The following is a 25,151-nucleotide window of genomic DNA, read 5'->3' as shown; positions in this document are numbered from 1 at the left end:
CCTGAAGGAAGAACCGGGTATAATGTCCAGTGCACATTCCCGGGATATCGTCCCATAGATCATGAGACGTTAGGCCGGATCGTGAAACTCCTGCTCATTCTTGGGACATTGTTCCTTCTCGACGTAGTAACGACCCAGATCATTCTCTGGATGGGCGGCGCAGAGTTGAATCCCTTTATGACGGGAATCGTGGCTAGCCCGGCCCTGCATCTCGGTGTCAAGACCCTGCTCCTCTTCATAATCTTCCCGGTCTCTCTCATAGCCGAACAGAGGGTAAGAGGATCAGCTGTGTTTTTTTATTGCGTTCTTATCCTGCTCTATATCATCGTGGACGTCAACAACCTGATCGTCATATTACCCCAGGTTACCCTGTAAGATCACTGAAAGAAGATTCGAGCCCTTTGCCAACATTCAGGGATTATAAAAATGGTTGAGGAGAGTAAGGATACCAATCATGCGAATCTTCTGCACTACCTTGTTTCCCGGCCCTTGAGCGTACACGATGAAATCCACGGGGCCTGTGTAAACGGAATACCCGGCGGTTACGGCCTGTCACTCTGCCCCAAGTGATATCTCCGTTATTTTCCGGTTCAGGGTCATGTTGGGGATCGGTGCAAACACCATCTGGATCGTCAGGTTCGAGCTGGGGTTTGTGGGATCGGGGGGGATTACCTGAACATTTCCGCAGATCAGGGCTTCATTGGCGCTCTGGTTAACAGCGTCCCAGAGGGCGCTCTGGAATCCATCCGGCAGATTACGATTGATGCTGATATTCAGGTTCGTAACATTGGTAAACTGCTGGCTCACGACCGTACTGTTCAGCGCAAGCAAACCGTTCCCGTTACCGCTCGCGACAGTATGCCCTGCAGCCGGGGTTATGTTTACGCTGTACACATTTATCTGGGAACATTGGGCGGGATCCTCCGGCCAGGGAACCATTTCCAGACCGAACAAAGCCCCGGTCAAGCCGTAATCGACGTTGTCCATGCCGGTAGACTGAAGGGGAGTTGCAAGCGTGTCTTTCGTGACATTCACATAGCCGTACGACCACACATACCCCTGGTCCTGCCAGAAATTATTCACCGGCTGGTATGAATAATCGGGAAGATGGAGAAAGTTAATTGCCGGTGCCGTAGTAGTTCCGTTGATGATGCGAATACGCATATATCCATATGTATCATTCTGGATCGTGAGCAATCCGCCGGACTTTACCGCATCAAAGGTAAAGTCCCCTCCACCCAGCGGGATCGGTTCTGACAGTTGCATGTTCCGGTTTAAGGAAGCGGCAGTCCCGATATCCGATGAAAACCGCAGGAACCCGGTCTCAACATCTTTGAGATGGGTAATCTCAGACTGTGCTTTCATGGAGGGGACATAATAGGCATTCCATGCAGCAAAAAACGTTACTCCTATGGCAAGTATGAGCATCGCAGCAACGACCGGGGCTACGCCATCCTCGCTCACAGGCTGACCTTCCCAGTATAGATCACTGTGCGGGGCGTGACCAGTTTAACGGTTTCATTCCCTTCAAAAAATGTTCGCGTTTGTACCGTGATGTTGCTCCCTAGATCGAATACGGTTTTATTCGGGGTAAGGATAAGATTCCCGTTCCTGTAAGAAAATGATGTACGGTTAGTGTCGTTCCCGATTATGACGGTCAGATCTTGTATCTTCACCCAGTCTCCTCCCTTGTGCCAGAGGGTTATGTTCTGCTGGTCATTGGTCATCATCACGTTAATGCTCGGATCACGGTCTGTCGGAAGGAAATTGTAGAGAATAGCAGAGAATACCGAGATTAATACAATGACAAGGGCAACCATGAGCATCTCCCCGACAACTTCCGAGACGCCGGAATCAGCATCATTTCTGCAGATCATGCCTCTCCTCCAGCAGAGGTAAATGAGTTTTTTTGTGCAACAGATATCAGGTCTGTATTAGCCACAAGTCCGGTATGGACAGAAATTACGGTCAGGAAGAACCTGTTCGTGAAAACTCCATGAAAATACCGGTTGATCAAGGGGAACATTTCACAGATAGCTATTACATTTCCCATCGCCATTTTCCCGCACATTGTTTTTCCTGGTTCACAATCCGGTATTACAAGCACTCTCGCAAATCCAGTATCAGGTAATAAAAAATGTTTTTCTGTTATACGATTGGTAATCCAAAATGTTAAATTTATATGTATTGTTAACCATACTTATTAAATAAATTTTCCTTTCAAAGAAATCTTTACAAAATTCTGAATGTACGCAATGCTAAATGATATCCTCCGTGGATTATATCGCACGTACCACAAGGATGTGCCTGAATGGGAAAGACTGAAGAGGGGGTCTCCCCCGTAGTTGGTGTCATGCTGATGCTCTCGGTGACGGTGATTATTGCCGCCATCGTCAGTGCAGCGGCCGGCGGCTTTTCCGGTACAAGGGATAAAGCCCCTTCTGCAATTCTTGATGTCCATTTCTACGAAAACCGGTCGTATGGCAGTTTCTCTGCACCGTCGATGACAATCGGGCATATCAGCGGGAGCCCCCTGCAGACAAAGGACCTGAGTATCACCACGTATTTCACGAACGCGTCGGGACAGATGATCAAAGGTTACCTGATTGGGGAGAAAGCCGTTCCGGGAAACGACAGCTGGACAGGCAGTAATTTTAATTCAAATACGTACAGCGGAGTCCTGTTCATCAATGATCAGGACCGGTTCGGCCCCCCCCTCCAGAGTTCGGGTACCGGGTATGAGAGCTGGTTTGGCAATGCATCGGCAGTCCTGATGCCCGGTGACGTCCTCGTGACTCCGGCCCAGTTCTGCAGCTCGGTTCCGCCGGTTCCATCCGAGTCCCACATCAATCCCGGCCTGAATTATATCCTCAATTTTGATACTACCGCTGGGGGCAGTGGCTACCAGGCAGGTGCCATTATAACCGTCAGGATAGTCCATATCCCAACCGGGCAGGTCATCTTTGACAAAGATGTGGTGGTCGAGTGAGGACGGGCAGGAATACCGGGGATGCAGTTTCACCGGTTGTCGGTGTCATGCTGATGCTTGCGGTGACTGTTATGATTGCAGCGATCGTGAGCACGTATGCCGGTGGATTTTCCGGCGGTGCTCAAAAAAGTCCGCAGAGCTCGATCCGGGTAACTACTGACTTGGACAATAGCCGGATCTATTTTGATCACAACGGCGGTGATCCGTTTATGCTTAACTCCATTAATGTGGTTTTACGTTCCGGTGATAACCAGACTACCCTCAATTCGGTTAATGCCGGGGGCAGAAATGTAACTTTTTCCGAAGCAGGGAACAGCGGGGGGAGTTCTGATACAACAATCAAAGCCGGGGATACCTTTTTTATCGGAGGCAATGCTATCCCGGATGGCACAGGAATGCAGTTCGGGAGCATGGTTCTTACGAACAATACAAAAATTACCTGGCTTGTTGTGGACAAGGAGACGGGCAATACCATCTCAACGGGTGAATTCTATCTCTGAAAATCAGTGATCAAGGCAAGAGATCAGTTGTTAAAAGTCCAGTCCTCATTGTATATTTCCTGATTCGTTGTGGATTCCAGTGTCTTTTAAAAAAGGATATCCGTTATTATAACGCTCACGCTCCGCCTTCATGTGACATTAAATATTTCCGGGTGCTATCACATCAAACCCACGAATAGGATGACCGTAGCTACAAGCAGCACGATACTGTGTTTGAAACCGGCAAGGATGCTGTTCGAGCTGAACTGCCCGGCCATGATCCCGGAGAAGGTTGCAAGGATTATACCGATGTTGAACATTTCGGTAAGGTTACCGGCAGTATCGAGACTGACATTCATTCCTTTGAACGCCGCAAGGAATGGCACATTCAGCTGGTATGCTGTATACAGGTAGATGCCAAACGAGAGGTAGATGATCATCACGTAAACGATCGTGGTGTTCGATCGCTCCCGTTTCAGTTTGAGATAATATTCGAAATCTGTAATTGCAATGATGAAGATCTGCCGGAGGTTTGTGGTGATCTCGCTGGCCCGCACGAGCAGCGAAATCGCACGTTTCACGGAGACGAGACCGATGCGTTCCTCCATCTTTACCAGCGCGGAATTAACATAAGCGCCAGACTCGATATCCCGGGAGGCAACCGAGAGCTCGGAGCTCAGCACCCCCAGTTTTGCACCGGAGATCCGGTGGATTGCCTCGTGCAGGGTAATACCGATGTCTTTCATATCCGATAGTTCCCTGAGGAAATCCGGCAGGTGGGATTCGATGTTCTGCACGTACCAGCGCCGGCCTTCATAAGAGAGGGCAACCGGTGCCATGAATGCGATGATCATCATGCAGAGAACGGCTTCCGGAATATCATGCTGGATGATGGGATCGAATCCCCCGTTGAGCCAGACTATGGCAACGATCCCGGCAAAGAGCATTCCTGCACCGATGCCGTAATAATAACTCCGGATATAGGTCCTGAACGGGTGACGCAACAGGCCAATATAATAATTCCGCCTCTTGTTCGCTTCGATCCTCTTATAGAACTCTTTATTCTTCGGGTCCGCTTCCGAAAGAGATTTCTCCCTGGATCCTGGCAGATTGGACCCAAAATCATGTTCTATGGTCTCCTTCCGGGAGATCTCCATGTTTTCCGGAGGAAGCATCATGGAGAGGATCCAGATGAGAACGATCGCACCTGCCGGGATACAGATGTACATCATCGGGAGGATCCATGCCATTCCCGTGGAGTTTGTCATGCCCTGCGCAACGATCATGATGATGAGGGCAATCGGCCCGGCAACAAATGCCGTCACGTAAACTTCGGCCATGATCTCGATGGTTTTCAGGACCAGCTCGAGTTCCTGCTTTGCCTGGTCACGGTAGTATTCGGTCTTAGCCCCAAGGTACATGGTCACGCTCCCGCCGCTGTCGAAGACGATAGCGAGGTCATTGAGGAAGTCGCGGAGATTGGTGGAAGGGGTAGTGCGCTGCAGGTTCTTCATTGCCGTATCAAGGTCGTCACCAAAGAGTTCGACGTCCCTCACGATCATACCGAACTCCTTTGAGATCTCGCCGAACATGTCATGCTCTTCGTACACTTTGCGGATGATCTCGTACGGGGGCATGGTCGTGGAGAGGGCCTGCATATAGGAGATCGCATAGGGCATGTCCAGGTCAATCCGGCTCTTCCTGCCCTGTGCCACGATCTGCGGGTAATACATCTGCATCACGTACTGCCCGGGCACGATCAGCACGAATAACAGGATCCAGAGAAGGGTACCGGAGGTCTCGAGACCGAAAATATCCAGTTCGAATCCGCTGAACAGGAAAAATGCCCAAATGGTGAAGAACATAACGAGCGTACCGGCGAGATTGACCCGGACTGTCCGTAGGTACTCCTCTGCAGTGATGGGCATATGGGCCGACCGGAGCACCGTACGCAGGTTGCTGCCGTGGATCATCAGTTCAAAATCGGTCAGCTTCTTCTCGGCCCGTCTCAGTGCTGGCGGCAGGAACACTATCAGTCACCCATATCATTGATGGCATTTGCAAGGTCCATGAGGGTTGGTGGTTCCACGTCAAGAGCCCAGCGGAAGAACTCCTCACGCTTTTTTATCTGGCGTTCCAGTTCTTCTGCATCCCAGCCACAGTGGAATGCGATCTCCTCGAGAACCCTGGACTTCTGGAAAACCCGCTTGAACGTGTCGTGCTGGATATCCCATTCGAACAGGAGGATGGGGTTAATCTCCCCGCTCTTCGTGACTTCAATCTCGTGGATGGAGAGGCATCGGCGGATCCGCGTCTTCCCGAGCGTGTAGATGGACTGGACCACCACGAGGTCAAGTGCCTGGAACATAACCGGCGGGACGTTAATCGGGTCGTGAGTCAGGCGGTTGATCGCTTCGTACACGCTCCCGGCATGGATGGTCGAGAGGGTAGCGTGGCCGGAGTTCATGGCCTGGAAGAGGGTCTGCGCTTCCACGCCACGGACCTCGCCGACAATGATATATTCCGGGCGCTGCCGCATGCAGGCTTTCAGGAGGGAGAAGAGATCGATGTCGCCTTTGATTCCTTCCGCATTAAGTTCCCGGGTCTGGGTGGGGAGCCAGTTCCTGTGCGGCAGCTGGATCTCACGGGTATCCTCAAGGGACACTACCTTGGCATTCTGCGGAATGAAGAGCGATACCGCGTTCATCATGGAGGTCTTGCCGCTGGCAGTACCCCCGACAACCAGCAGGCTTTTGCGGTGTTCGATGGCAAGCCAGAGGAACGCGAGGGTCTGTGCATCGTACGTGCCGAACCGGATGAGATCGAGTGGTGTCATGGGCTCTGCACGGAATTTTCGGATAGTGAACGAGCTGCCTTTCGTTGAAACCACTTCGCTGTAGGTGATCTGGATGCGGGCGCCGTCAGGCAGGGTAGCATCGACCATCGGGTTGGAGAGCGACATCTGCTTATTGGCTTTCTGTGCGAGCTTGAGGACAAACTGGTTCAGTTCGCTCTCGGTAAAATAGATGCTTGTCGGCAGGCTGCCATAGGTCCGGTGGAAGATAAATACCGGGAGATCGTGGCCATTGCAGCTGAGATCCTCAAGGGCCGGGTCCCGCATGAGGACTTCGAGGGGACCATAGCCGGAGAGATCCCGTTTGATGTAATAATTAAGGATTGCAACCCGTTCGTCGGTTATATCGGGATCGAACTGCCGGATGATCCGGGCCACTGCGACCGGATCGATACGTTCGTCCCGGCCCTTCTCCGTATTGTCATAGATGATGATATCCCGGAGGTGCGCATAGGTCTCCATCAGGATCGTCTTCTCTTTCTGGGAGATGGGGGGCTCGATCACTATGTACGTGAACCCCTCGTTCCTGACCCGCTCGATCTTCACAAAGGAATAGGGTTCGACCACCCAGTACCGCTCCAGGGTTGCAAGGGACGCCTCTTCCGGAAGGTCGGTCGCTGCCTGCCGGGATTGTGCGGATACCTGTACGCCGGTGCACGCGGGTATCTGGTCCGGGACGGGAACCGGATCGCCTTTTTTCCCGAGTACACCCGGGGGGAGCCAGGATCCAATGGCCTGCCTCCTGCTTATGGTCTTTACTGACAGGCCGGCTGCTGCAAGAGACACGAGGCTGAGGCCGATCATGGCCGGGAGAGAGAGATCGACAACCATGACGATGAAGCCTGACACCAGGGCTATCACGACAACCGCTGCAAGGGAGAGGATCCCTTCCCACGAAGCTTCCACAAAAATTGCAAGGATGTATTCACCGGCCGCACGGGCAGTTGTCATGTCCAGTGCCGGTAATTCATTTTTGGGAGGGGTGGAGGGAGGGGAGGGATCGGCGCCGGGCGGGAGCGGGTCTTTTGAGATACGGATACTTTTTTTCAATGTCGTGAAAAGACCGCTGAGTCCAATGAGGGTAAATGCACATGATAGCATAACCGGAAAATCCTGAACCATGCTGCCCTCCTCTTCGATATCCTGAATATCTACCGGCATTATTCGGGCATTTTACAAAACCACGGTTACGCCGATCGTTAATAATTCAATACTGTATTGTATCCCGGTATTAAAAAAATCTATGCAAATTGTTAACAAACTTTTGTTAATTTTAATATGAAATCAAGGTTTTTTTATTGATTTATAATGCATGAGCAATTAAAAAATTCTCGATTATGAAAGAAATACCAGTAATTCAAGTAAAGATATAAAAAATTGATTTACTGATTCCACGGATTTCCCGAAGAGGTCTCTGCCTGTGAGTTCGGTGCTGATGAATCGCCGTTGCCGATATCCAATTTGGAGGGCGAGGCTCCGGTTAGTATTTTCACGTCAACATCAAGATAATTCCCTTCTATCGTGACCTGATATGCGCCTTCTTTATAGATCTCGATATACCGTGGGCCGGGAGTAGTTGTGCTTGTTGTAGTGACACCGGTTACAGGGTCTGTTGATGTAATTGAAATCTGATAATCGCCGGTATCCGAACTATACTTCCGACCGTACCCGTCTTCTGCCACAATCTCCTGTGTCTGGTTGTCCCGCACGGTGATCGTCATGTAGGGGCGGTTAACTGATGCTGCCAGATTCCCCCGGCAGGAATCCGGGCTTTTCATACAGTCATATTTCGGCGTGACTACGTAAACAATATACAGGGGACCTTCAGCAACATTCACCAGGAGACCAAACGCGTTGCCCCCCAGGGTATAGGTTTTCTCAAACTCCGAGTTACGATCAAGTGGGCTGTCTAAAGGGGTAGCGTTAATTCTTGTACCATGAATGATTGGATAGGGATCCGGCGTGAGAAACGGTGCTACCTCTGTTACAACTTCGGATTTCGCAGGAGTCATTTCCACGACAGGTGCCTGTTGCAGGGAACCGGGGGTTACTTCAGGAAGGGCAGAACTATTTCCCGCCCCTGCAGAGTCTGTGCTTTTCTGTAGCATCCTGATGCAGCCACTGGAAAATGTCGTAGCGACAAGGAGGATCAATATCATCGTACAGAGCAAATTGAAGTGTACGACCATTCTGTTTCGTATCATCGGGCTGTTCTCCATCTCGTTAGCGTTTTTGTGACACCGTGACTTTATCGTGTTCAGAACGGGATGATTTGGGCCTCGGTGGTCTGATATTTTTCCTCAAGTGTACCTAAAGAAAAGCCGGTACCTGTGGTTTCGAGGTAATAGTACCGATTTCCGTTGAGCGAGTAGTAATAGCCATTACAGTTGTCACAGGCAACAGCTGTTCCCGCGTGTCCAGGGTTCCCGGGAAAAATAACGATGACAACATCATACCCCATCTCTTTGAGAAGTGCAGCAGTAAGGATGGCTGTATCCGCACAATCCCCGTTCCCGTCGGCAAGCGTCTCCACGGGATATTTCCAATAATCATTTTGCGCTGTTGTTACCTGATTCGTCACAGGATCGGTATGCAGTTGATACACAATATTCTGGACAAACGCCGCCACGTTCCGGTAATCCCTGCGGGCACCGTAACTTTTAAAATCACTTGAGTCCTCGAGTTTATCCACCAGGTTATGGAGGAACTGCCGGTCCTTCGCATTGATTGCATAATTGGCGAACGTATCTGGACTGATAGTTGTGGGATGTGGCTGGTTTTTGTAATAATCGTAGAGATCCTTGGGAATATCGAGAGTTACAGTTGCTTCGTGCCCGTTAGCAATCCACGTGTAGTTTTTCTCAATAACCGGCGTTGTGTTTACACTTATCCAGCCGGGCTGGTTCATCATACTGCTCCCGTTCTGGTACTGCCATTCATTATCGGTGACTGATCCGCCGGTCATATTATCAAGATCAGCAAAGATCTCGTGCGTTTCTCCCGGCATGAACCTGAACGACTGATTCACTGACGATCCATTCCCACCACGGAATTCCAGCAGGTAATCTCCCGAAGGGACTGCGTCAAGGGTGGCAGGAGTGGATCCTTTGAATGTATCGTTCAGGTAAATTCCCAGTCCCTGTGGTAAAGAATCGAGGTACAGAGTGGATGACGTGGGAATCGCGGTAAGGTCGGCATTGGCCAGTACGGCTGCCCCTCCCGGGATATTCACGATTCCTGTAAAATTCCAGTAGCCGGCTTTATATATCCCGACAGTATGGTTTCCGGCACTGATCCGCTGAAGGCTTGTAGGCGTTTTGCCGGCATCACTGCCATCTATACTCACATCCGCCCCATCCGGTGATGAGGTAACACTCAGGAAACCAGATCCCGGTAACGGGACCAAATATTCTGTGTATTCGGTTGTGATATCCGTGGCAGCAGAAAGGACATCGTGATAATCTTCATATCCCGTCTTTTGTATCAGGATTTCATGGCGGCCCGGTAACAGGTTGTCAACAGTAATTGGCGTCAATCCCCGTGAATCGCCATCCACAAACAGATTCCCTCCCGGGGGATCTGATATAATAGTCACCTGGCCCCTGTAGGGGAGCCGCTGAAGATTGGCAATAATATCCTGGTGAGTTCCCTCGTCGATACTGATCGTCGATGTATAATTTGCATATCCATCCATCTGTACGCCGATCGTCTGGAGCCCGCAGGCTACGGGTACATCCGTGACAGGAATAGTACCGTAATTGCTGCCGTTAATGAGTACATCTCCACCCTGCGGGATCGATGCAACAGAAAGTGAACACGATATATCTGCAGCAGATACCGGTGTTATCGGGAATACCATGAGGGCAATGAAAAAACCTGCCACTATGAAATAATAATGGTTCTGCATAGGCAGGATTATGTTTGGTAAAAATACTATTTATACAGATCACAAATGTGTTTTACATCAACAATTTGTTTAACAAAAATTATTTACTTACAATAGAAAAGATCCGGAATATTCATGGCGGATTCAAGGATGATAACTACCAGATATACCGGCCAGCTGGGAATAATAACCTGAAGCTACCAGATACAGAATTATATTATGTCATCCCCTTTCCCTGACCCGGCTCCCCCTTTCCCCGGCTGGGTGCGGCGCGAGTACCGCCTCTCACGCTCCGTGACAAAAGAGGATATTGCGGCTTTTCTGGGAAATGAGGAACTCTATGTACGGGAAACGGCCCACGGCCCGGTGAATATCATCCACAAATACGGACTTCTCGAACTCCACTGCATCGTTGGCGAGCCGGTCATCGAGGCATGGTTTGCCCCGGAGAACGGGGCGTATCCCGGGGACTATCTCGACGCCCTGCTGTCGACACGGTTCGACTGATAACAAGCATTAAGAGAATTTTTTAAAAATCAATTTTTCTGGAACCTTGAATTGCCAATGACGATAGATCCATCGTCATTAATATGGCCTGAAGCGCACTGAACCGTATCTTTAGCACAGATCGTGATGTTTTTATTCTGAACCGTGTAGATGTCCATAACGGAGGGTGACCAATCACTCGAACCTATAGCGGTGCCGTTGGGATTCAGTTGAAGAGTTGTGTGGCCAGGGTCATTGGCAGCATTATAAGTACCCGCGTAACTTGCGTAATTTGCCGAAGTACAGCCAGTCACAATCAGGAATGATACAAGTATGCCACAACGGAGTGTATCCAGGAAACACTTCATCGATGCCATAAATATCAAATTTATGTTTGTAACTTGACTATTTATGAATATCTAAAAATATAGAATACAATATATCTAGAGAATGTCAGCGGAGATACCGGCTATGCGTGTAGATTGAATCATTTAAGAAGTTTTGATATGAAAAGTAACAATTCATGGACGTGACTAATATTTTTTAAATTTCCGCCGGTTAACAATATATAAATTCAAAAGAGTGTGTGGAGTTAATCTACCCCTACCATCACTTCGGAGGCCTTGACAATCGCGTAGACCTTCGATCCCTCGTGCAGTTTCAAAGATTCTGCAGAATGGGTGGTGATAGAGGAGACAATCTCGTTGCCCCCGGCAATGGCGATCACGACTTCGGTGCTTACCGGCCCCTTCTTTATCGTCTTCACGGTGCCGGGTATCTGGTTGCGTGCACTGATCTTCATGGTTTTCACCAGCTCTATGTCTGGGGGGTTCCTATTAAAGCATATCTTCGTACCATACCATACCCTTCTCCTTTTATCCCAACGGAACCGATGTATGGATCAGGATAAGACCGGCGTGCACCATGAGCCTTATTGAAAAGTACAGGGACTTCCGATCAACTATCGACATCAGGCTCTTTTCCTTCTATCTTGCAATCGTTCTCATTATCCCGGCCATCACGATCCTCGTCGAGTATTACGTCTCCGTATACCCATCATTCCGCTCCAGCCTGCAGGTCAACCTGCAGGACTTCCATGTCTACCAGCTCTTCACTTCGTCGTTTGTCCACCTGAACTTCGATCATTTTCTCGGGAACGTGACCGCATACCTGCTGATCGCCATCTACGGCCTCGTGCTGGCCACTATCGTAAACCGGAAACGGCTGTACCTCGTGCTGACCAAGGTGATCGTGGTCGTCTTCCTCATATTCGGTGCTGTCTTCGCCCTATTCAATGCGACAACGAGCTATTATGCAGGCCTCTCGGGGATCGATTCGGCGCTCGCCGGGCTGCTTCTCCTCTTCTGGCTGATGTACCTGGAGCAGGCATCCGGGAGGCAGATGCGCGGCTATTACGGCGTTGTGCTGGCCGGTATCCTCGCCCTGTCCGCAGGGATCATAGCCCGGTACATGCTCCTCTACCATACCGGGAGGAGCTCCCCGTTCCTCACCAGCCTGGCCGCCGTCATTATCATGCTGGTGCTGGCTGTCTTTGCTTACCGGCACCAGTTTACGGATTTATACCGCGTCATGCAGGAATTCCCCTGGTCATCCCGGCTCCTCACGATTACGATCGTGGTCATCTTCGGGTACTTCATCTGGAACCTCTTCCCGGAGCGGCTGGCCAACTCTACGCGGACCGTGAGCATCTCCCTGCACCTGGCCGGCATCGTGATAGGCGTCCTTGCCGGGTATCTCTTCATGGTGTACCTGGAAGAGATCGCATATTTCAAGGGAGAGAAAACAGTGATATCCCGGTTGTAAAGGAACATTCCCGGACAAAGTAAGATCTGGCGGGGTCTCACCCAGGGCCATCGCATCGTGACCGGGACATTAACAATAAGCACGCCCGGCATACTTTTCGCAAAAATCCGGAAATTCAGGCAGCACAACCCACAGCATCAACCCGGGGCCAGTGGCGCGATTGGTCCTAAAACACCAGCACCCGCTGGTGCTCGGCATGCACATTCGCCGGCGGGTAAAAGAGGATCTTCCCGAGGCCCGGGTAACCGATATCGAGGACCGCGTTCAGGCTCCTGTTCTTTGCGATTCCCCGTTTCTGCAGCGACGGCATCAGGACGAAAAAGTGGAGGTTCTCGCTGCCGGCCACTGCATTGATCAGCTCCTGGATATTGAAGAGTGCCGTATCCTCCGGTGACCGGTGGTTCCCGGTAAGGGCATACACACCGTCCTCGAGGAAGACAACCCGGGTGAGAATCCCCTGGTGGGCCGAGGCCACGGCAAAAGCGATCGCCCCGAACGAGTGCTCCGTGCTGTACGGGCGTTTTGTGACGAGGATCGTGACCGGCGGAGCGCTGCCGGTCTTCTCCGCCCGGTCAAAGGCGGGGGCAGCCCCCCGCTTCGGGAACTGGATCGATGCAGAATTCTCTGCAAGGATAACATGGCTGTTTCCGAACCGTTCCACCATCACGTTCAGGTCCCGGATCCTGAAGGGTTTTATCGTGCAGGTAGAGATCACAACTCCCTCTCCGTCATCCCAGGTGCTGTAACCCCGTGCCGTGGCGCAACGGTTGCAGGCCAGCATCTGGCACGGGAGGTTGAGCTTTGCCGCACGGTCCGCGATCTCCCCGAGGCCGCGGCCGATGTTCTCTGCCTCGGTCGGGTTCTGGCCGGCATGGCCCATGTGGATACCATCGAGGTAGGTGTACAGTTCCACCGGCACGTTCGTAGCCAGGACGGCAGAGAGGAATTCGACCGCGTACCAGGCAGACCGGTGCATATAGGGTGAACTTGCCTGGAACCAGCCTGCCCCCTCGGGCAGCGGGGACCTCTCCCGGATCGTGGAGGCCACGTCTTTCCAGAACGAGGGGCGTCCGTTTGCGGCAAGGCCGTTGTGATCGATCACCTGGTCGGGGAATTTCATCCGGAGGCGTTCGGTAGAGATCCCGCGGAGGTCGAGTTCCTGGCGGTCGCAGGTGATCCGGATCGAGCTGAGGGAGAGGATCACTTCCCAGACCTGCAGGGCCTCGGGATCCTCGAGGCTGTACAAGGCCTCTCCCGTGACGAGGAATGAAAAGACCGGGCTCTCGGTCTTTCCCCGGTGCACCAGCGTCCCGGGATAGAGCTGCACAAAGTAGAACTTGAGGCACTCTTCAATCCACGACAGCCGTTCAGTAGGAAGGGGGCCACTCAGGAGGAAAAAGTGCGTGGTCATGATTGACGGCCCGTAATGTACTGTTATTCTCTTCTCATCCGGATCTCCCAGCACTCTTTTGGATATTTCTGTACTTCTATTGCCAGGTCTTCATCCTGTGCAATCCGGGGGATGGAGGTCGTTGCGGCGGGGAAATTGTCGCAGGTAATGAGTAATTCATCGGATGGCTTTAAAGCCTTTGCTTCTTTTGCTACTACGGACAGGCAGTACGGGCTTATGTTCCCGGTAATATCCAGTTTTTTCTGTCCCATCGGATTTCCCTGCCGCCTGTGGTTATTCATCAGTCTCCTGTCCCGGCTATATATTTCCATCTCCCGGATCCTCTACAATTTCCCCATCTGTATGGGCCTTCCCGTATCACAAGAAGTAAACCCCATAAGGAAGTACACCAAACCGGATTACCATGAGCGATGAGAAGATCAAAAAGGCATTGCAGGAAGCAGGCATTACAGAAATGATCAGCTGCGACCAGGCATTCGCTGCAGCGGAGAAAGCGTTGGTCTCCCGGGGCGCCATCGGCGAGTACTGCAACAATAACCGGATCAAGATCCGGGGCTGCCAGCTGGGCTGCTTCAAATGAGCCGGTTCCTCAGTGTCATTCCGGTAAGGGAAGCAATCGCTGCTGCGGAGAAGATCGCTCCCAAAAAAAAGACAGGGAACGTGCCGGTTGAGCAGTCAGCAGGCCGTGTGCTGGCCGCTGATATTGTTGCGGACGCCGATATTCCAGGATTCGACCGGTCGATCGTAGACGGATACGCGGTGCTGGCGGCTGATACGATCGGGGCAGGCGATGCTGTCCCCGCAATCCTGCATTGTACCGGCCGGGTGACAATGGGCAGCCCGGACCCCGGGCATATGGTGACGCACGGGAAGTGCGTGTATACCCCGACCGGGGGCGTGCTCCCGCAGGGTGCGGATGCTGTCGTGATGGTCGAGAACACTGAAGAGGCGGGGGACACGGTCCTCGTACGGCGCCCGGTCTCCCCGGGCGAGAACATGCTCCTCCGGGACGACGACTTCCGGCAGGGAGAGACCGTCCTTTCAGCAGGGCGCCTGCTCACCCCGCAGGATGCCGGCGTCCTTGCAGCCTGCGGCTGTGTATCCGTGCCGGTATCACAGAAGCCGGTGGTCGGGATCATCTCGACCGGGAACGAGCTCGTGCCGGTCTCCTCCCGGCCCGGGGCAGGTCAGGTCAGGGACGCAAACGCGTCGATGCTCGCTGCGTATCTTCAGCAATACGGCTGCATCCCCCGGATTTACGGGATCGTGCGGGACGAGCAGGAGTCGTTCGAGGCTGCGATCGCCCGCGCACTGCCGGAATGCGACGTGCTCCTCCTCTCCGGGGGGAGTTCCAAGGATGACCGGGACATGACGGCCGCCGTCATTGCCGGCACAGGTGAGGTGCTGGTCCATGGGATCGCGATCGCGCCCGGGAAGCCGACCATCATCGGGAGGATCGGGAAGAAACCGGTCTTCGGTCTTCCCGGCCATCCCGCCGCGGCCTTTGTAGTGCTCATCGCGATTGTCTGTCCCCTGCTCGACCGGATACTTGGTCTCCATAAGCCCATGTTCCGGACCACGGCGGCGGTTCTCGGCGAGAGCATCCCGTCGCAGAAAGGACGGCAGGAGTATATCCGGGTCCGGCTTGAGAATGGCGTTGCATTCCCGGTCTTTGGCAAGTCGGGCCTGCTGCATACCCTCATCAAAAGCGACGGGCTCGTCCGCATCCCCTCAGTCTGCGAAGGGCTTGAGAAAGGAGTGAGCGTGGAAGTAATTCTCTGGTAGAAGACTGCTGTTCCCGGAAGGAAGAGCAGGCCGGGGAAGAAACCCCGGGATTCATACGTTCGCGATTTTCCCGGAGTATATAAAAGTGAAAGAGGATTATGCGGTTCCCGGCGCATGACCCGGCTTCACAGCATGCGCTTCCGGTACTTGCTTTATGATCTCCGCCCGGAACTTTTCAAAATGGAGTTCGTCCAGCTGCTCCGAGAGCAGTCTCCCGCTCCAGGCCCGGCGGAAGACCCAGTCCACGATCCTGTCAATCACGAAGAGGACCTGGTCTTCGGTCTGCACGGTCAGCAGCTCGCGGCCGATCTTCGGGTGGCGACCCCGGCGACCGCCGACCGTGATCAGGTAGTGCCGGGGTTCAGCAGTGAGGATATCGAACGAACAGGATGTGACGCACATGCCGCATTCTACGCATTTCTCTTCGTTAAGTTCCGAGATACCATTCCTGATCCGTATGGCATTCTCCTTGCAATAATAGACGCACCCACCGCAGCCGGTACACATACCCTCCCTGCGGAGCGGGCGAACCCGGCCGATGATCCCGATCTCGTTGAGCATCGGGCTCGTACAGGCATTCGGGCAACCTGAAAGAGCTATACGCATCTTGACCGGCATCTCTTTCCCGAACATCTTCGCGTCGATCTTCTTTGCGAGACTGATCGTATCGATATTGGCAAATTTGCAGCGTTCGGAACCCGGGCAGGAGATGATATTGACGATCTCGTCTTTCTCAGAACCTACAGGAGTACCGTTCTTCACCAGTTCTTTGGCGAGTTTCCTGATCAGGGCAGGATTGACATGCGGGATCTCGATCGTCTGGCGGGTCGTACAGTGTACAGTCCCCGTACCATATTTCTTTGCAATCTTTGCAATGCCCCGCAGCTGCTCTATGGTAAGGATACCGGCAGGCGCCCGGATACGGACCGTTGAGAACCCGGCATTCCGCTCGGTGATGACGCCCCCCTTCATATGGATGTCGATATCTTTCTGCATCTAGCAGTAATGAGAACAGGGGGTAATTAATGATGAGGATTGTGTATGAGGTTACAGCAGTTTTCCCCGGGGCCGGGGGTTACTGACAGGACCATAAGAACCCCGGAAATACCCTGCAGTGGCCGGGGTTATACCAGCCTTTCCCCTGGCTTTTTCAGTCTTCCCTCAAATATAGGTAAGGGTGGTGGCACCGGTTGCATTGGCCGGGGCGATTGTTACCGGTATGATGCCAGGCGGGCTGCCGGTTTTTGGATCGATCAGGAGCATAATCTCACCCCTCGGGGCGGTAACGGTCCGGCTTGTGAGCAGCGTACCGTTGTTGTAGATCCCGACCGTCAGGGCAGATCCGGAATCATCCTGTTTCCGGATAGTTGCAGAAACGAGATCATCGTTTTTCAGCACCGTGTACCACTGGTCACCCGAACCCGAAACCTGGTGAAGGAAACCCGGATTTCCGATAGTGCCGGTGTATGTGCCCGGACTTACCACCCGGACCCTGACGCCTTCCGTGGAAGTATTTCCCAGGGCCGGGACAACGGTGAGGGGAACAGTTATTACCGGAGTAATGATGGGCCCGCTGCTGCTCCCCGCCTGGGTTTCCGACAGGAAGTGGGAGAATAAAACCACTCCGGCAGCCAGGATCAGTATTCCCAGCACTGCAAGCGATGCGATCGACAGCGCTCTTTTTCCCGGCAGCATTTCAAATGAAGGGTGCAATCCGGGCCCGGGTGTTTTGCCTGCCATCATTCCGGATGCGTGGGGCACACGAGGTTTATCCGCTGGGACCGTCCCCGCTCCGGGCATTGCAGCATCTTCCGGATCGTAATCTGCGGGCGGGTTCACTTCGCCGGTCCTGAGCCGGCCAGTATCCTCCCCGGTGATTTCCGCCCCGTGCATCGGTCCGGTCTCCGTGTGAACGGCTGCCGGGGGTGTGTTACGGGATTTGCCGGGAACTTCCGCAAAAGCAGGAACCGGAGGAGCCACACGCTGATATCCCGGCTCGTCCGCAGACGGGTAGCCTGGTGGCACGGCGGGTACCGTATTGTCATTTGCAGAGCGTATGGCAGTGATCGCTGCAAGGACTGTGCGGGAGAAAGGTTCCACATGGGCCGTACTTTTGTCTCCGGTAATGGATGTCTTGCCGGGTACCTCTGCGGGTCTGGTTCCCATATCGGCCAGGATGTCCCCGGAATACTCCGGTTCACCGGTGTAGGCTGATAGTCCTTTTTTAACGCGTTCCGGCGACACCACAGCCTCCGCAACCGGTGATGGGGCATCCTTTTGCTCAAGAGGGATCGGGCCGGGTACCGGCACGGGAGGGGCAGTGTCGTCATTGCGTCTTCCTTCCGGTTCTTGTGACGCAGCGACCTCGTCCGTGATCTCCCGGGCGGTCAGTTCGCCCCCGGGCGACGCCATTTCTTCAAAGAGAAATTCCGGTAACTCCATCACATCCGGTTCAACGATTGTTTTTGCACGCGCCGGCTCCTTCTCCGGCGCGGTTCTCGGCTGGATATGGTCCGGGGCCAGCCAGCGACGGACAGACGGTTTTACTCCCGGCTCCGTTTCGTGGGGAGCGGTTTCCTCCCTGACCGCATGCTGGCGTGCCGATATGACCAGTTCGATGAGCCGCTTTACCCACTGGTCCCGTTCATGCCGCCGCTCTTCTCCCGGCTGCTGGGTGAAGATGAGGTGCTGGTCCCGCGAATCCGCGAGTACCCCGGTTTCAGTGAGGACGAGCGTGATCACAGGCTCGCCCGTAGGGACCCTGCCTCCTTTTACGGATATAATCTGGGTGAACGGGAGGGTGAGGGGTTCGAAGCGGGTATACCTGTTGTCGACAAAGACGATGCGTTCGTTGGTCAGCAGGATATCGTACAGGCCTCCGTCAACGCTGACGCTATGGGTAGTGAGGATGATCGACTCGCCGCTGTTCAGGTAATTGTTTCCCATAGCCTGGAGACTCTTCATCTCATTTTTGCTGTCCGGGCTGATATGCTTTTTAGGTGTACGCAGGTTCTTTTGCAAGAATGAGTCCGGAATATCCGGTGCAGGCTTCATGGTACAGGGAGGGAAAAACAGGCACCTTGAAGATACATGAGGATCCGGGACATTTTTTGCCAGTCCTCAAACGAGGAAAGTTGTCCCCCCGGGACCTTCTCACCCGGGGGAATTCCCTGACCATGAAGAAGATACGGACTTCGTATCGTGTTCCCGTGATGGAGGTTACTGCACGGATGATCGCAGTTCTGGTGCATTATGGCGATTCCGATCAGCTGATCACGGGGATGTGATGTTATACCGTTTTTGTGTGCATGTGTCCTGTCGGCGCGTGTTCCTACAGGGACAATATTCAGTTAGGATGTTTCCCATAATAATATTTTTGTTTAACATTTGTAATATGTTAATTTAAAAAAATTAACAATGGGGAATAATGCGGATCCTCCCTATACTGGACTTTTCCAGCAAAAATAAATTATTTACTGATATTTGTTACCTTATTTTGAAAATAAATGGTAATTGTTTTACGTAATGCACACTCATGGTTGCACAAAGGAAGGATTCGGTCATGGAACGCTCCTCAAAAATGAATAACGTCATAATCACCGGTATCGTCAGTTGCCTGCTCATCGCCACGATCTTCCTGGCGGGGTGCACATCGAATTCCCCGCAGGCTGCAACCGCAACCGTTGCAACCCCGCAGCCAGTAGTTACCGCAGCCCCCGCCGCGTCACCCGCTGCAGCGACTGCCACGGCAACTCCGAAGCCAACGTTCACACCCTCTGCAGGAACGGTTGTTGCGTTCACCGCGGCTTCGCTGTCCGGTGTCTCTCCCACGCTGGCCGCGGATTTCGCAAAGGCATACCCGGGAGAAAATGTAGTCTTCAACCTTGACGGCACCCAGGCCCTTAAGACCCAGGTGGAGAACGGCGCCTATGCAGATGTCTTCATCTCGGCCAGTAACTCCTACACCAAGGAGCTCACAACTGGCGGGTACTTCGTCAACGGTTCGGTCACGCCCCTTACCTCCAACTACCTGATTGTCATCCTGCCTGCCGCCAACACCGCCAATATTACGTCCCTTGCCGACCTGGCAAACCCCGGTGTCAAGATTGCGGTAGAGGACAGGAGCGTCCCGGCCGGCACGGCAACCGTCGCTGTCCTTGCCAGCCTCGCCAACTCCACCTACAGCCAGGACTGGAATAATTCTGTGTACAACAACGTAGTGACGCGCGAACTCTCTGAACCTGCCGTTGCAACGAAGGTCTCGCTCGGGGAAGTGGACGCAGGTTTCGTGTATGAATCGACCTACACGGCAGCACCCAGGAACACTTACCTTGCAATCACCATCCCGAAGAAGGATAATTATCTCCAGACGTACACCATCGGTGTCCTGAACGCGTCCACGAGCCGGAGTGCAGCGGGAGACTTCGAGACATTCATGCTCTCACCCGCCGGGCAGCAGGACCTCCTGAATTTCGGCTTCCGGCCCCTCTCTTCCACCTCATAACCCTTTTTAAGGCCGCGGGCACACAATGAATAGCCCGTTCCGGCCTGTCCGCACGCATGATCCCCGATGCCCTGTCTCCTGAAAGAATCCGGCGGTCTGTTACGTACCTGGGAGCCGGTCTTCTGGTTCTTGCGGTAACTCTCTACCTGGCCCTTCCCATTGCCGCGTTATTCTTCCGAACAACACCGGATATCTTCCTCTCGTCCCTTTCAGACCCGCAGGTCATGAGTGCCCTCTGGCTGAGTTTTGTAACCTCGACACTGTCCCTTGCGATCGTGATCCTTGTCGGCACCCCGTTTGCCTACGTCCATACGCGCTGCACCTACCCGGGGAAGATCCTCGTAGATACCCTCATCGATCTCCCGCTGGTTCTCCCCCCGGCCGTTGCAGGAGTCGCCCTGCTCGTCCTTTATGGGAGGGCCGGTTTTCTCGGGCACTATTTCAACATGCTGGGGATTTCGATCGCGTTCACCACGCTTGCTGTCATCATGGCGCAGATCTTTGTTGCATCCCCGTTCTACCTGCGGCAGGCAAAATCCCTCTTCGAGCAGTTTGACCAGACGTACGAATATACCGCCCGGACTCTCGGGGCGTCGCCGGTACGGACATTCCTCACCATAACGCTGCCCCTGACCGCGGGAGGTCTCGTCTCCGGTGCAGTCATGACCTTTGGCCGGGCGCTCGGCGAGTTTGGTGCCACGATCATGTTTGCCGGGAACCTGCCCGGCGTTACCCAGACGATGCCCCTTGCCGTCTATGTGGGAATTGAAAGCAACCTTACCATCGGGCTGACGATCTCGATCCTGCTCGTCATCATCTCGTTCATCATTATGATCGCAGTAAAGCTTCTTGCGTACCGGGAGGCAGGGCATGCTTGACGTTGCCATAGCCCGGAACCTGCGGGACTTCAGGCTTGATATCGCGTTTGCGGTCAGCCCCGGGGAGATCCTCGTGCTGATGGGCTCCAACGGTTCCGGCAAATCCACCACCCTCAATATCATCGCAGGGCTCCTCCACCCGGATACGGGCTGTATCCGGCTCAATGGCACTACGCTCTGCGAACCGGCCCGGGGAACGGACATGCCAATCGAAAACCGGAGGATCGGGTACGTATTCCAGAATGCGGCCGTTTTTCCCCATCTCACGGTGCGGGACAACATCGGATTTGGTCTCCGGGCCCGGGGGACGGACCCGCAGGAGATCAGGACACGGGTCGATGAATTGCTCGGTGCAATACATCTCGGAGACCTTGCCATGGTGAAAGCCAGGAACCTCTCCGGAGGCCAGAAACAGCGGGTCGCCCTTGCCCGGGCACTGGCGATCCAGCCCTCCCTGCTGATGCTGGATGAGCCGTTTACCTCGCTCGATACAGAAAGTACGCGCAGTATAAAGGACCTGATCAGGAAATTCGTTAACGAGATGCAGATTCCCTGCATTGTGGTCACGCACCGGCGCACCGACAGCTCCGACATCGGCGACCGGGCGTTTGTCCTCTGTTCGGGAAGGAAAGAATGGGAAGGTCTTCCCGGGGAGATGCCGGAAGAATGCCTAGCCTGCCAGTGCGTGTGAATGTAAAAAAAGTAAAGCGTGACTTGAAAAAAATCACGCTCGTTTCAGGCGCCTGATGCCTGGTTTCCGGGGGTAATGTTTCCGGCCGTAGCGACCGGTACTGTTGATCTCAGGTCTGCGTGTATATCCAGCGATCCGTTGGGGGACGTGGTTGTTCCGCTATTCGCCGCTACGCCGTTATTATAGAAGGTAACCGTCAGGGGATTTCCGGATCCATCGAGTTTCTGGACTGCCGCCTCGACGATCTCGTTCTGGACCGGGATCTGGTAGAGCTGGTCACCTGAACCGGTGACTGCATTCATGCGTCCCGCTGCACCTACGGATCCGGTAAAGGAACCAGCGTACGTGATCCGCACCCAGATACCGGTCCGGGGAACAGCGCTCTGCGCCACCGTTGTGGGAACTGCAGCAACAGAGGGAGTGGCTGCCGGGGAAGATACCGGCGCCAGGGTAGGGATCGGTGTCTGTGATCCGGTCTGCACAATCGTGGGCGCAGATGGGGGCAGTGTGGCCGTGGGTGTTACTTCGGGCACTGACGGCGCGCTCCCGTTCCCGGGAAACGAAGGGGCGAGGATATACCAGGCCAGAACAACTGCGATGATAATAACGAGGATACTGCCGGCAACCAGCATCTTCCTGTTTCCCGGTGCCGGTGTCTTCGGTTTCCGTGGCATGAGGGGGGGATTCCGGAATTTCCCGTCAGCGGGTTCTATTTCCGGTGCATCCTCTGCCTCCTGAGGAAGTGTACCGGGGACCCAGGGGGGCAGGAGATCGGCCGGCTGGACACCGTGCCCGTGATGTGCGGTGTTGCTGAACTCCTTGAGTTTAACCGCCCACTCGTCCCGCTCCCCGATTCGCCGGGTTCTGGGAAGCTGGGTGAAGGTAATCCCCAGCGGGTGCCTGATCTCATCGTTCGCTACAACGGAAACAGACAGGACGGGGTCCATCGCGGAATTGTCACCGATGGTCACAGTCTCGATTGCTGCAAAGGGTATGTCCTGGGGCCGTAGCCGGGTATGCCTCGCGTCAACAAGGATGAGGCGCTGGTTGGTGAGGATCGCCTCAGCCGGTATGGTGTTGATCACCACATTATGGGTTGACAGAATGATGGATTCGTTGTTGTTCAGATAGGGACTTCCCATTCTACCATCTCTTTGTTCTCATGTGCGCTCTTTTGGGCAATATGCCTTTATGCTGGATTCCGGCCCATGCCGGGGGAATACGGAGCCGTTTTTTCCGAACAGCCCACGACACTTGGACGGTTTCTTCCCCTGGTCGCGGCCGGGCAGGGAGGCAGATTGTAGTGAGGCAGATTTTTTGGGAACGATAACTAAAGGGACCACAAAATGAAGATCGGACCGTGGATCCTGTGCACGAAGTAAAAAACCGGTGCTGTCGTGCCTGATGGTTGCGATACGCGGGGCAGATGCTAGTTAGTGATCCCGTTTCGCAGTTCTGACGGAGTTTTCCGGATTTTAAAAAACGTACCGGCGTTACGATTCAATCGGGCGAAACCTTAACAACCTTTCCTGCCGAAGATATTCGCACTATGTGGAAGGCCGTAGAGATCGATGCATGGCTCAGGGCCCGGACTACCAGCCTTGAGGATGCACGCAGTACCGTCACCGGGATCATAGGGAGGGTACAGAACGAGGGGGATGGTGCACTCCGGGACCTTGCAAAAAAATACTGCGAACTCGAAGACATTGCAGTTTCCGAAGAAGAACGGGAGGCGGCCTACGATGACGTCGATACGCAGGTTATCGAGAGCCTGATCGAGGCCCATGCCCGGATCGAACGCTTCCACGAACGCCAGCGCCCCCGGGACCTCTGGCTGGAAGAGATGGAGCCCGGTGTTGTACTGGGAATCAAAACCACCGCCCTCAACCGCGTGGGTATCTACGTGCCCGGCGGCAGGGCCGCGTACCCCTCATCTGCCCTGATGTGTGCCGTGCCGGCGAAGGTTGCAGGTGTAAAGGAGATCTGTGCCTGCTCTCCCCCGCCGATAAAACCCCTGACGCTCGTTGCCCTCGATATCGCGGGGATCACCGAGATTTACAGCGCCGGCGGGGCCCAGGCAGTCGCTGCCATGGCGCTCGGGACCGAATCCATAAAACCCGTACAGAAGATCGTCGGGCCGGGAAACGTCTATGTCACGCTTGCAAAGATGATGCTCCGGGAAAAAGTTGAGATCGATTTCCCGGCCGGCCCGAGCGAGATCGGGATCATTGCCGACGCGACCGCGAGCCCGGCAATTGTTGCGGCCGATATCCTCGCGCAGTCGGAACACGACCCGAACGCGGCCTGCATCCTGATCACCACTGACCCCTCCCTTCCGGCAAAGGTCGGGAAGGAGATCGAGAAGATGCTGGCCGTGGCTCCCCGTAGGGAGATCATCACGGAGTCGCTGAAAAACTCGGGATACAAGGTAGTCGCAAGTATCGAAGAGGCGATCGCGGCATCCGATGTAGTGGCTCCCGAACACCTCTCCATCCAGGTCGCCGACCCGTTATCCGTGGTGACCCGGGTCCGGAATGCGGGTGCGATCTTTGTCGGGAAATACTCGGCGGTCGCATGCGGGGATTATGCCGTCGGTACCAACCATGTTCTTCCGACCGCAGGATATTCGAAGATGTATTCCGGTCTGGATGTCCAGCACTTCTGCAAGACTGCGTCCGTGGAGATCATCGACCGGGACGGGCTTGAGGCGATCGGGGATATTGTCGAGACGATTGCGGAGGCGGAGGGGCTGTTTGCACACTCGCAGTCGGTGAAGGTAAGAAGGCAGGGGTAGGGTTGGCAGTTTCCCCGGTTTTTCATTTTTTTTAGAATTGCGGTTTATAATTAATTTAAGCTAAAACTTTTCAGAGTTTCCAAATTTTTTGCTTCGGTAGAAAACCTCATAATCGCTGACACTCTTTTGGGCTTTGCCCCCGCCGCTATGGCATCCCCCGGTTGCGATGACTATTGTATTACCTGCCATTTGACCCCAGTACTTCTCTAAATTATCCCATCATTTATGAGACAAAACCACCCTGCCCTCATACATACGGTTTCGTCCCTCAATCCGGGGCCGAAACGGGCGTATTTTCCCATCAGGGTCCGGTGGTGAACACAAAAATAGAACCATGTTGTCCACACGGAAATTACCCCGCGATTTGTGGCGAAAACTCAAAAACCGGTCAAATTGCGGGGCGTTATATTTTCCCTTTAGCGGTGTTCTGTAAGGGGTGTTTTTTTGGTCGGACTTTGTATCGTCTGGTACCCGATCGGGCACCCGGAGGCCATTATGAACCAGAATCCGGATTGGGGTGGCAGGAAAATTTGGCGTTATTGATCCATTCTGAAATTAGTGAAGTACTGG

At 53.8% G+C, this 25,151-nt stretch carries 25 protein-coding genes; 12 read left to right on the top strand and 13 right to left on the bottom strand.

The features are described 5' to 3' along the window. Positions 1–375: DUF5658 family protein (locus WBL42_RS04025; RefSeq protein ID WP_424719979.1), on the top strand; the 375-nt coding region annotated here is incomplete at its 5' end. Between the two features lie 177 nt (positions 376–552). Here WBL42_RS04025 and WBL42_RS04020 read toward each other — a convergent pair. The 3 genes from WBL42_RS04020 to WBL42_RS04010 are packed head-to-tail and all read right to left on the bottom strand — an operon-like array spanning position 553 to position 2,107. Further along, the gene (locus tag WBL42_RS04020; protein WP_424719978.1) at positions 553–1,464 is read right to left on the bottom strand and encodes a hypothetical protein; all 912 of its coding nucleotides are present in this window, start codon (positions 1,462–1,464) and stop codon (positions 553–555) included. Then, positions 1,461–1,877, bottom strand: coding sequence for a type IV pilin N-terminal domain-containing protein (locus WBL42_RS04015; RefSeq protein ID WP_424719977.1), 417 nt, complete (start codon positions 1,875–1,877; stop codon positions 1,461–1,463). Before WBL42_RS04015 ends, WBL42_RS04020 begins: the two co-directional genes overlap by 4 nt. After that, complete coding sequence (locus WBL42_RS04010) at positions 1,874–2,107, bottom strand: hypothetical protein (RefSeq protein WP_424719976.1); 234 nt, start codon at positions 2,105–2,107, stop codon at positions 1,874–1,876. Before WBL42_RS04010 ends, WBL42_RS04015 begins: the two co-directional genes overlap by 4 nt. 204 nt (positions 2,108–2,311) lie before the next feature. Between WBL42_RS04010 and WBL42_RS04005 the strand changes: the two genes are divergently transcribed. Together WBL42_RS04005 and WBL42_RS04000 are read left to right on the top strand one after the other, a co-directional pair. Further along, complete coding sequence (locus tag WBL42_RS04005; RefSeq protein WP_424719975.1) at positions 2,312–2,989, top strand: type IV pilin N-terminal domain-containing protein; 678 nt, start codon at positions 2,312–2,314, stop codon at positions 2,987–2,989. Continuing rightward, positions 2,986–3,489 carry a type IV pilin N-terminal domain-containing protein gene (locus WBL42_RS04000; protein WP_424719974.1) on the top strand — a complete coding sequence of 168 codons (504 nt, stop codon included), beginning with the start codon at positions 2,986–2,988 and terminating at the stop codon, positions 3,487–3,489. The genes WBL42_RS04005 and WBL42_RS04000 overlap by 4 nt, the downstream gene beginning before the upstream one ends. 158 nt (positions 3,490–3,647) lie before the next feature. Here WBL42_RS04000 and WBL42_RS03995 read toward each other — a convergent pair whose 3' ends face one another. The 4 genes from WBL42_RS03995 to WBL42_RS03980 all read right to left on the bottom strand — a co-directional run bounded on the left by WBL42_RS03995 (position 3,648) and on the right by WBL42_RS03980 (position 10,229). Next, positions 3,648–5,498 carry a type II secretion system F family protein gene (locus tag WBL42_RS03995; protein ID WP_424719973.1) on the bottom strand — a complete coding sequence of 617 codons (1,851 nt, stop codon included), beginning with the start codon at positions 5,496–5,498 and terminating at the stop codon, positions 3,648–3,650. Positions 5,499–5,500: 2 nt separating this feature from the next. Then, the gene (locus WBL42_RS03990; RefSeq protein WP_424719972.1) at positions 5,501–7,444 is read right to left on the bottom strand and encodes a type II/IV secretion system ATPase subunit; all 1,944 of its coding nucleotides are present in this window, start codon (positions 7,442–7,444) and stop codon (positions 5,501–5,503) included. A 260-nt stretch (positions 7,445–7,704) separates the two neighbouring features. Then, positions 7,705–8,526: a hypothetical protein gene (locus WBL42_RS03985; protein ID WP_424719971.1), complete on the bottom strand. Its 822-nt coding sequence runs from the start codon at positions 8,524–8,526 to the stop codon at positions 7,705–7,707. A gap of 53 nt (positions 8,527–8,579) precedes the next feature. Continuing rightward, a complete protein-coding gene (locus WBL42_RS03980; protein ID WP_424719970.1) occupies positions 8,580–10,229 on the bottom strand; it encodes a PEGA domain-containing protein in 1,650 nt (549 codons plus the stop codon). 198 nt (positions 10,230–10,427) lie between these two features. Here WBL42_RS03980 and WBL42_RS03975 point away from each other — a divergent pair, with 198 nt between their 5' ends. Further along, positions 10,428–10,715, top strand: a complete 288-nt coding sequence (locus tag WBL42_RS03975) for a hypothetical protein (protein WP_424719969.1) — start codon at positions 10,428–10,430, stop codon at positions 10,713–10,715. 571 nt (positions 10,716–11,286) lie between these two features. Here WBL42_RS03975 and WBL42_RS03970 read toward each other — a convergent pair. Further along, positions 11,287–11,496 (bottom strand): TOBE domain-containing protein, encoded by a 210-nt coding sequence (locus WBL42_RS03970; RefSeq protein ID WP_424719968.1) that lies wholly within the window; start codon positions 11,494–11,496, stop codon positions 11,287–11,289. 122 nt (positions 11,497–11,618) lie between these two features. Here WBL42_RS03970 and WBL42_RS03965 point away from each other — a divergent pair, with 122 nt between their 5' ends. Then, positions 11,619–12,518 carry a hypothetical protein gene (locus WBL42_RS03965; RefSeq protein ID WP_424719967.1) on the top strand — a complete coding sequence of 300 codons (900 nt, stop codon included), beginning with the start codon at positions 11,619–11,621 and terminating at the stop codon, positions 12,516–12,518. 166 nt (positions 12,519–12,684) lie between these two features. On the opposite strand, the gene WBL42_RS03960 is transcribed toward WBL42_RS03965, so the two are convergent. Beyond that, the gene (locus WBL42_RS03960; protein WP_424719966.1) at positions 12,685–13,929 is read right to left on the bottom strand and encodes a DsrE family protein; all 1,245 of its coding nucleotides are present in this window, start codon (positions 13,927–13,929) and stop codon (positions 12,685–12,687) included. 23 nt (positions 13,930–13,952) lie between these two features. Continuing rightward, entirely contained in the window at positions 13,953–14,210 is a 258-nt protein-coding gene (locus WBL42_RS03955; RefSeq protein WP_424719965.1) for a sulfurtransferase TusA family protein, read from the bottom strand. Positions 14,211–14,332: 122 nt separating this feature from the next. Between WBL42_RS03955 and WBL42_RS03950 the strand changes: the two genes are divergently transcribed. Together WBL42_RS03950 and glp are read left to right on the top strand one after the other, a co-directional pair. Beyond that, the gene (locus tag WBL42_RS03950) at positions 14,333–14,509 is read left to right on the top strand and encodes a hypothetical protein (protein WP_424719964.1); all 177 of its coding nucleotides are present in this window, start codon (positions 14,333–14,335) and stop codon (positions 14,507–14,509) included. Next, positions 14,506–15,714, top strand: a complete 1,209-nt coding sequence (glp, locus tag WBL42_RS03945; RefSeq protein ID WP_424719963.1) for a gephyrin-like molybdotransferase Glp — start codon at positions 14,506–14,508, stop codon at positions 15,712–15,714. The genes WBL42_RS03950 and glp overlap by 4 nt, the downstream gene beginning before the upstream one ends. Before the next feature lie 96 nt (positions 15,715–15,810). Here glp and WBL42_RS03940 read toward each other — a convergent pair whose 3' ends face one another. Both WBL42_RS03940 and WBL42_RS03935 read right to left on the bottom strand, forming a co-directional pair. Continuing rightward, on the bottom strand, positions 15,811–16,710 hold the full coding sequence (locus WBL42_RS03940) for a 4Fe-4S binding protein (protein ID WP_424719962.1): 900 nt from the start codon (positions 16,708–16,710) through the stop codon (positions 15,811–15,813). Positions 16,711–16,875: 165 nt separating this feature from the next. Continuing rightward, positions 16,876–18,678 carry a hypothetical protein gene (locus WBL42_RS03935; protein WP_424719961.1) on the bottom strand — a complete coding sequence of 601 codons (1,803 nt, stop codon included), beginning with the start codon at positions 18,676–18,678 and terminating at the stop codon, positions 16,876–16,878. Positions 18,679–19,249: 571 nt separating this feature from the next. On the opposite strand from WBL42_RS03935, the gene modA reads away from it, so the two are divergent. The 3 genes from modA to WBL42_RS03920 are packed head-to-tail and all read left to right on the top strand — an operon-like array spanning position 19,250 to position 21,787. Further along, entirely contained in the window at positions 19,250–20,218 is a 969-nt protein-coding gene (modA, locus tag WBL42_RS03930) for a molybdate ABC transporter substrate-binding protein (RefSeq protein ID WP_424719960.1), read from the top strand. A 56-nt stretch (positions 20,219–20,274) separates the two neighbouring features. Continuing rightward, a complete protein-coding gene (locus WBL42_RS03925; RefSeq protein WP_424719959.1) occupies positions 20,275–21,096 on the top strand; it encodes an ABC transporter permease in 822 nt (273 codons plus the stop codon). Continuing rightward, positions 21,089–21,787: a sulfate/molybdate ABC transporter ATP-binding protein gene (locus tag WBL42_RS03920; protein WP_424719958.1), complete on the top strand. Its 699-nt coding sequence runs from the start codon at positions 21,089–21,091 to the stop codon at positions 21,785–21,787. The genes WBL42_RS03925 and WBL42_RS03920 overlap by 8 nt, the downstream gene beginning before the upstream one ends. Before the next feature lie 44 nt (positions 21,788–21,831). Here the strand turns inward: WBL42_RS03920 and WBL42_RS03915 are convergent, their stop codons facing one another. Then, positions 21,832–22,929 (bottom strand): hypothetical protein, encoded by a 1,098-nt coding sequence (locus WBL42_RS03915; RefSeq protein WP_424719957.1) that lies wholly within the window; start codon positions 22,927–22,929, stop codon positions 21,832–21,834. A gap of 407 nt (positions 22,930–23,336) precedes the next feature. On the opposite strand from WBL42_RS03915, the gene hisD reads away from it, so the two are divergent. After that, on the top strand, positions 23,337–24,581 hold the full coding sequence (gene hisD / locus WBL42_RS03910) for a histidinol dehydrogenase (protein ID WP_424719956.1): 1,245 nt from the start codon (positions 23,337–23,339) through the stop codon (positions 24,579–24,581). Positions 24,582–24,895: 314 nt separating this feature from the next. After that, a partial coding sequence (locus WBL42_RS03905) for a hypothetical protein (protein ID WP_424719955.1) occupies positions 24,896–25,151 on the top strand: 256 nt, incomplete at its 3' end.

This window comes from Methanoregula sp. (assembly GCF_049686655.1).
Classification (GTDB): domain Archaea; phylum Halobacteriota; class Methanomicrobia; order Methanomicrobiales; family Methanospirillaceae; genus Methanoregula.
The sequence above is the reverse complement of the archived record's forward strand: the minus strand, read 5'-3'. Positions and strand labels throughout refer to the sequence as shown.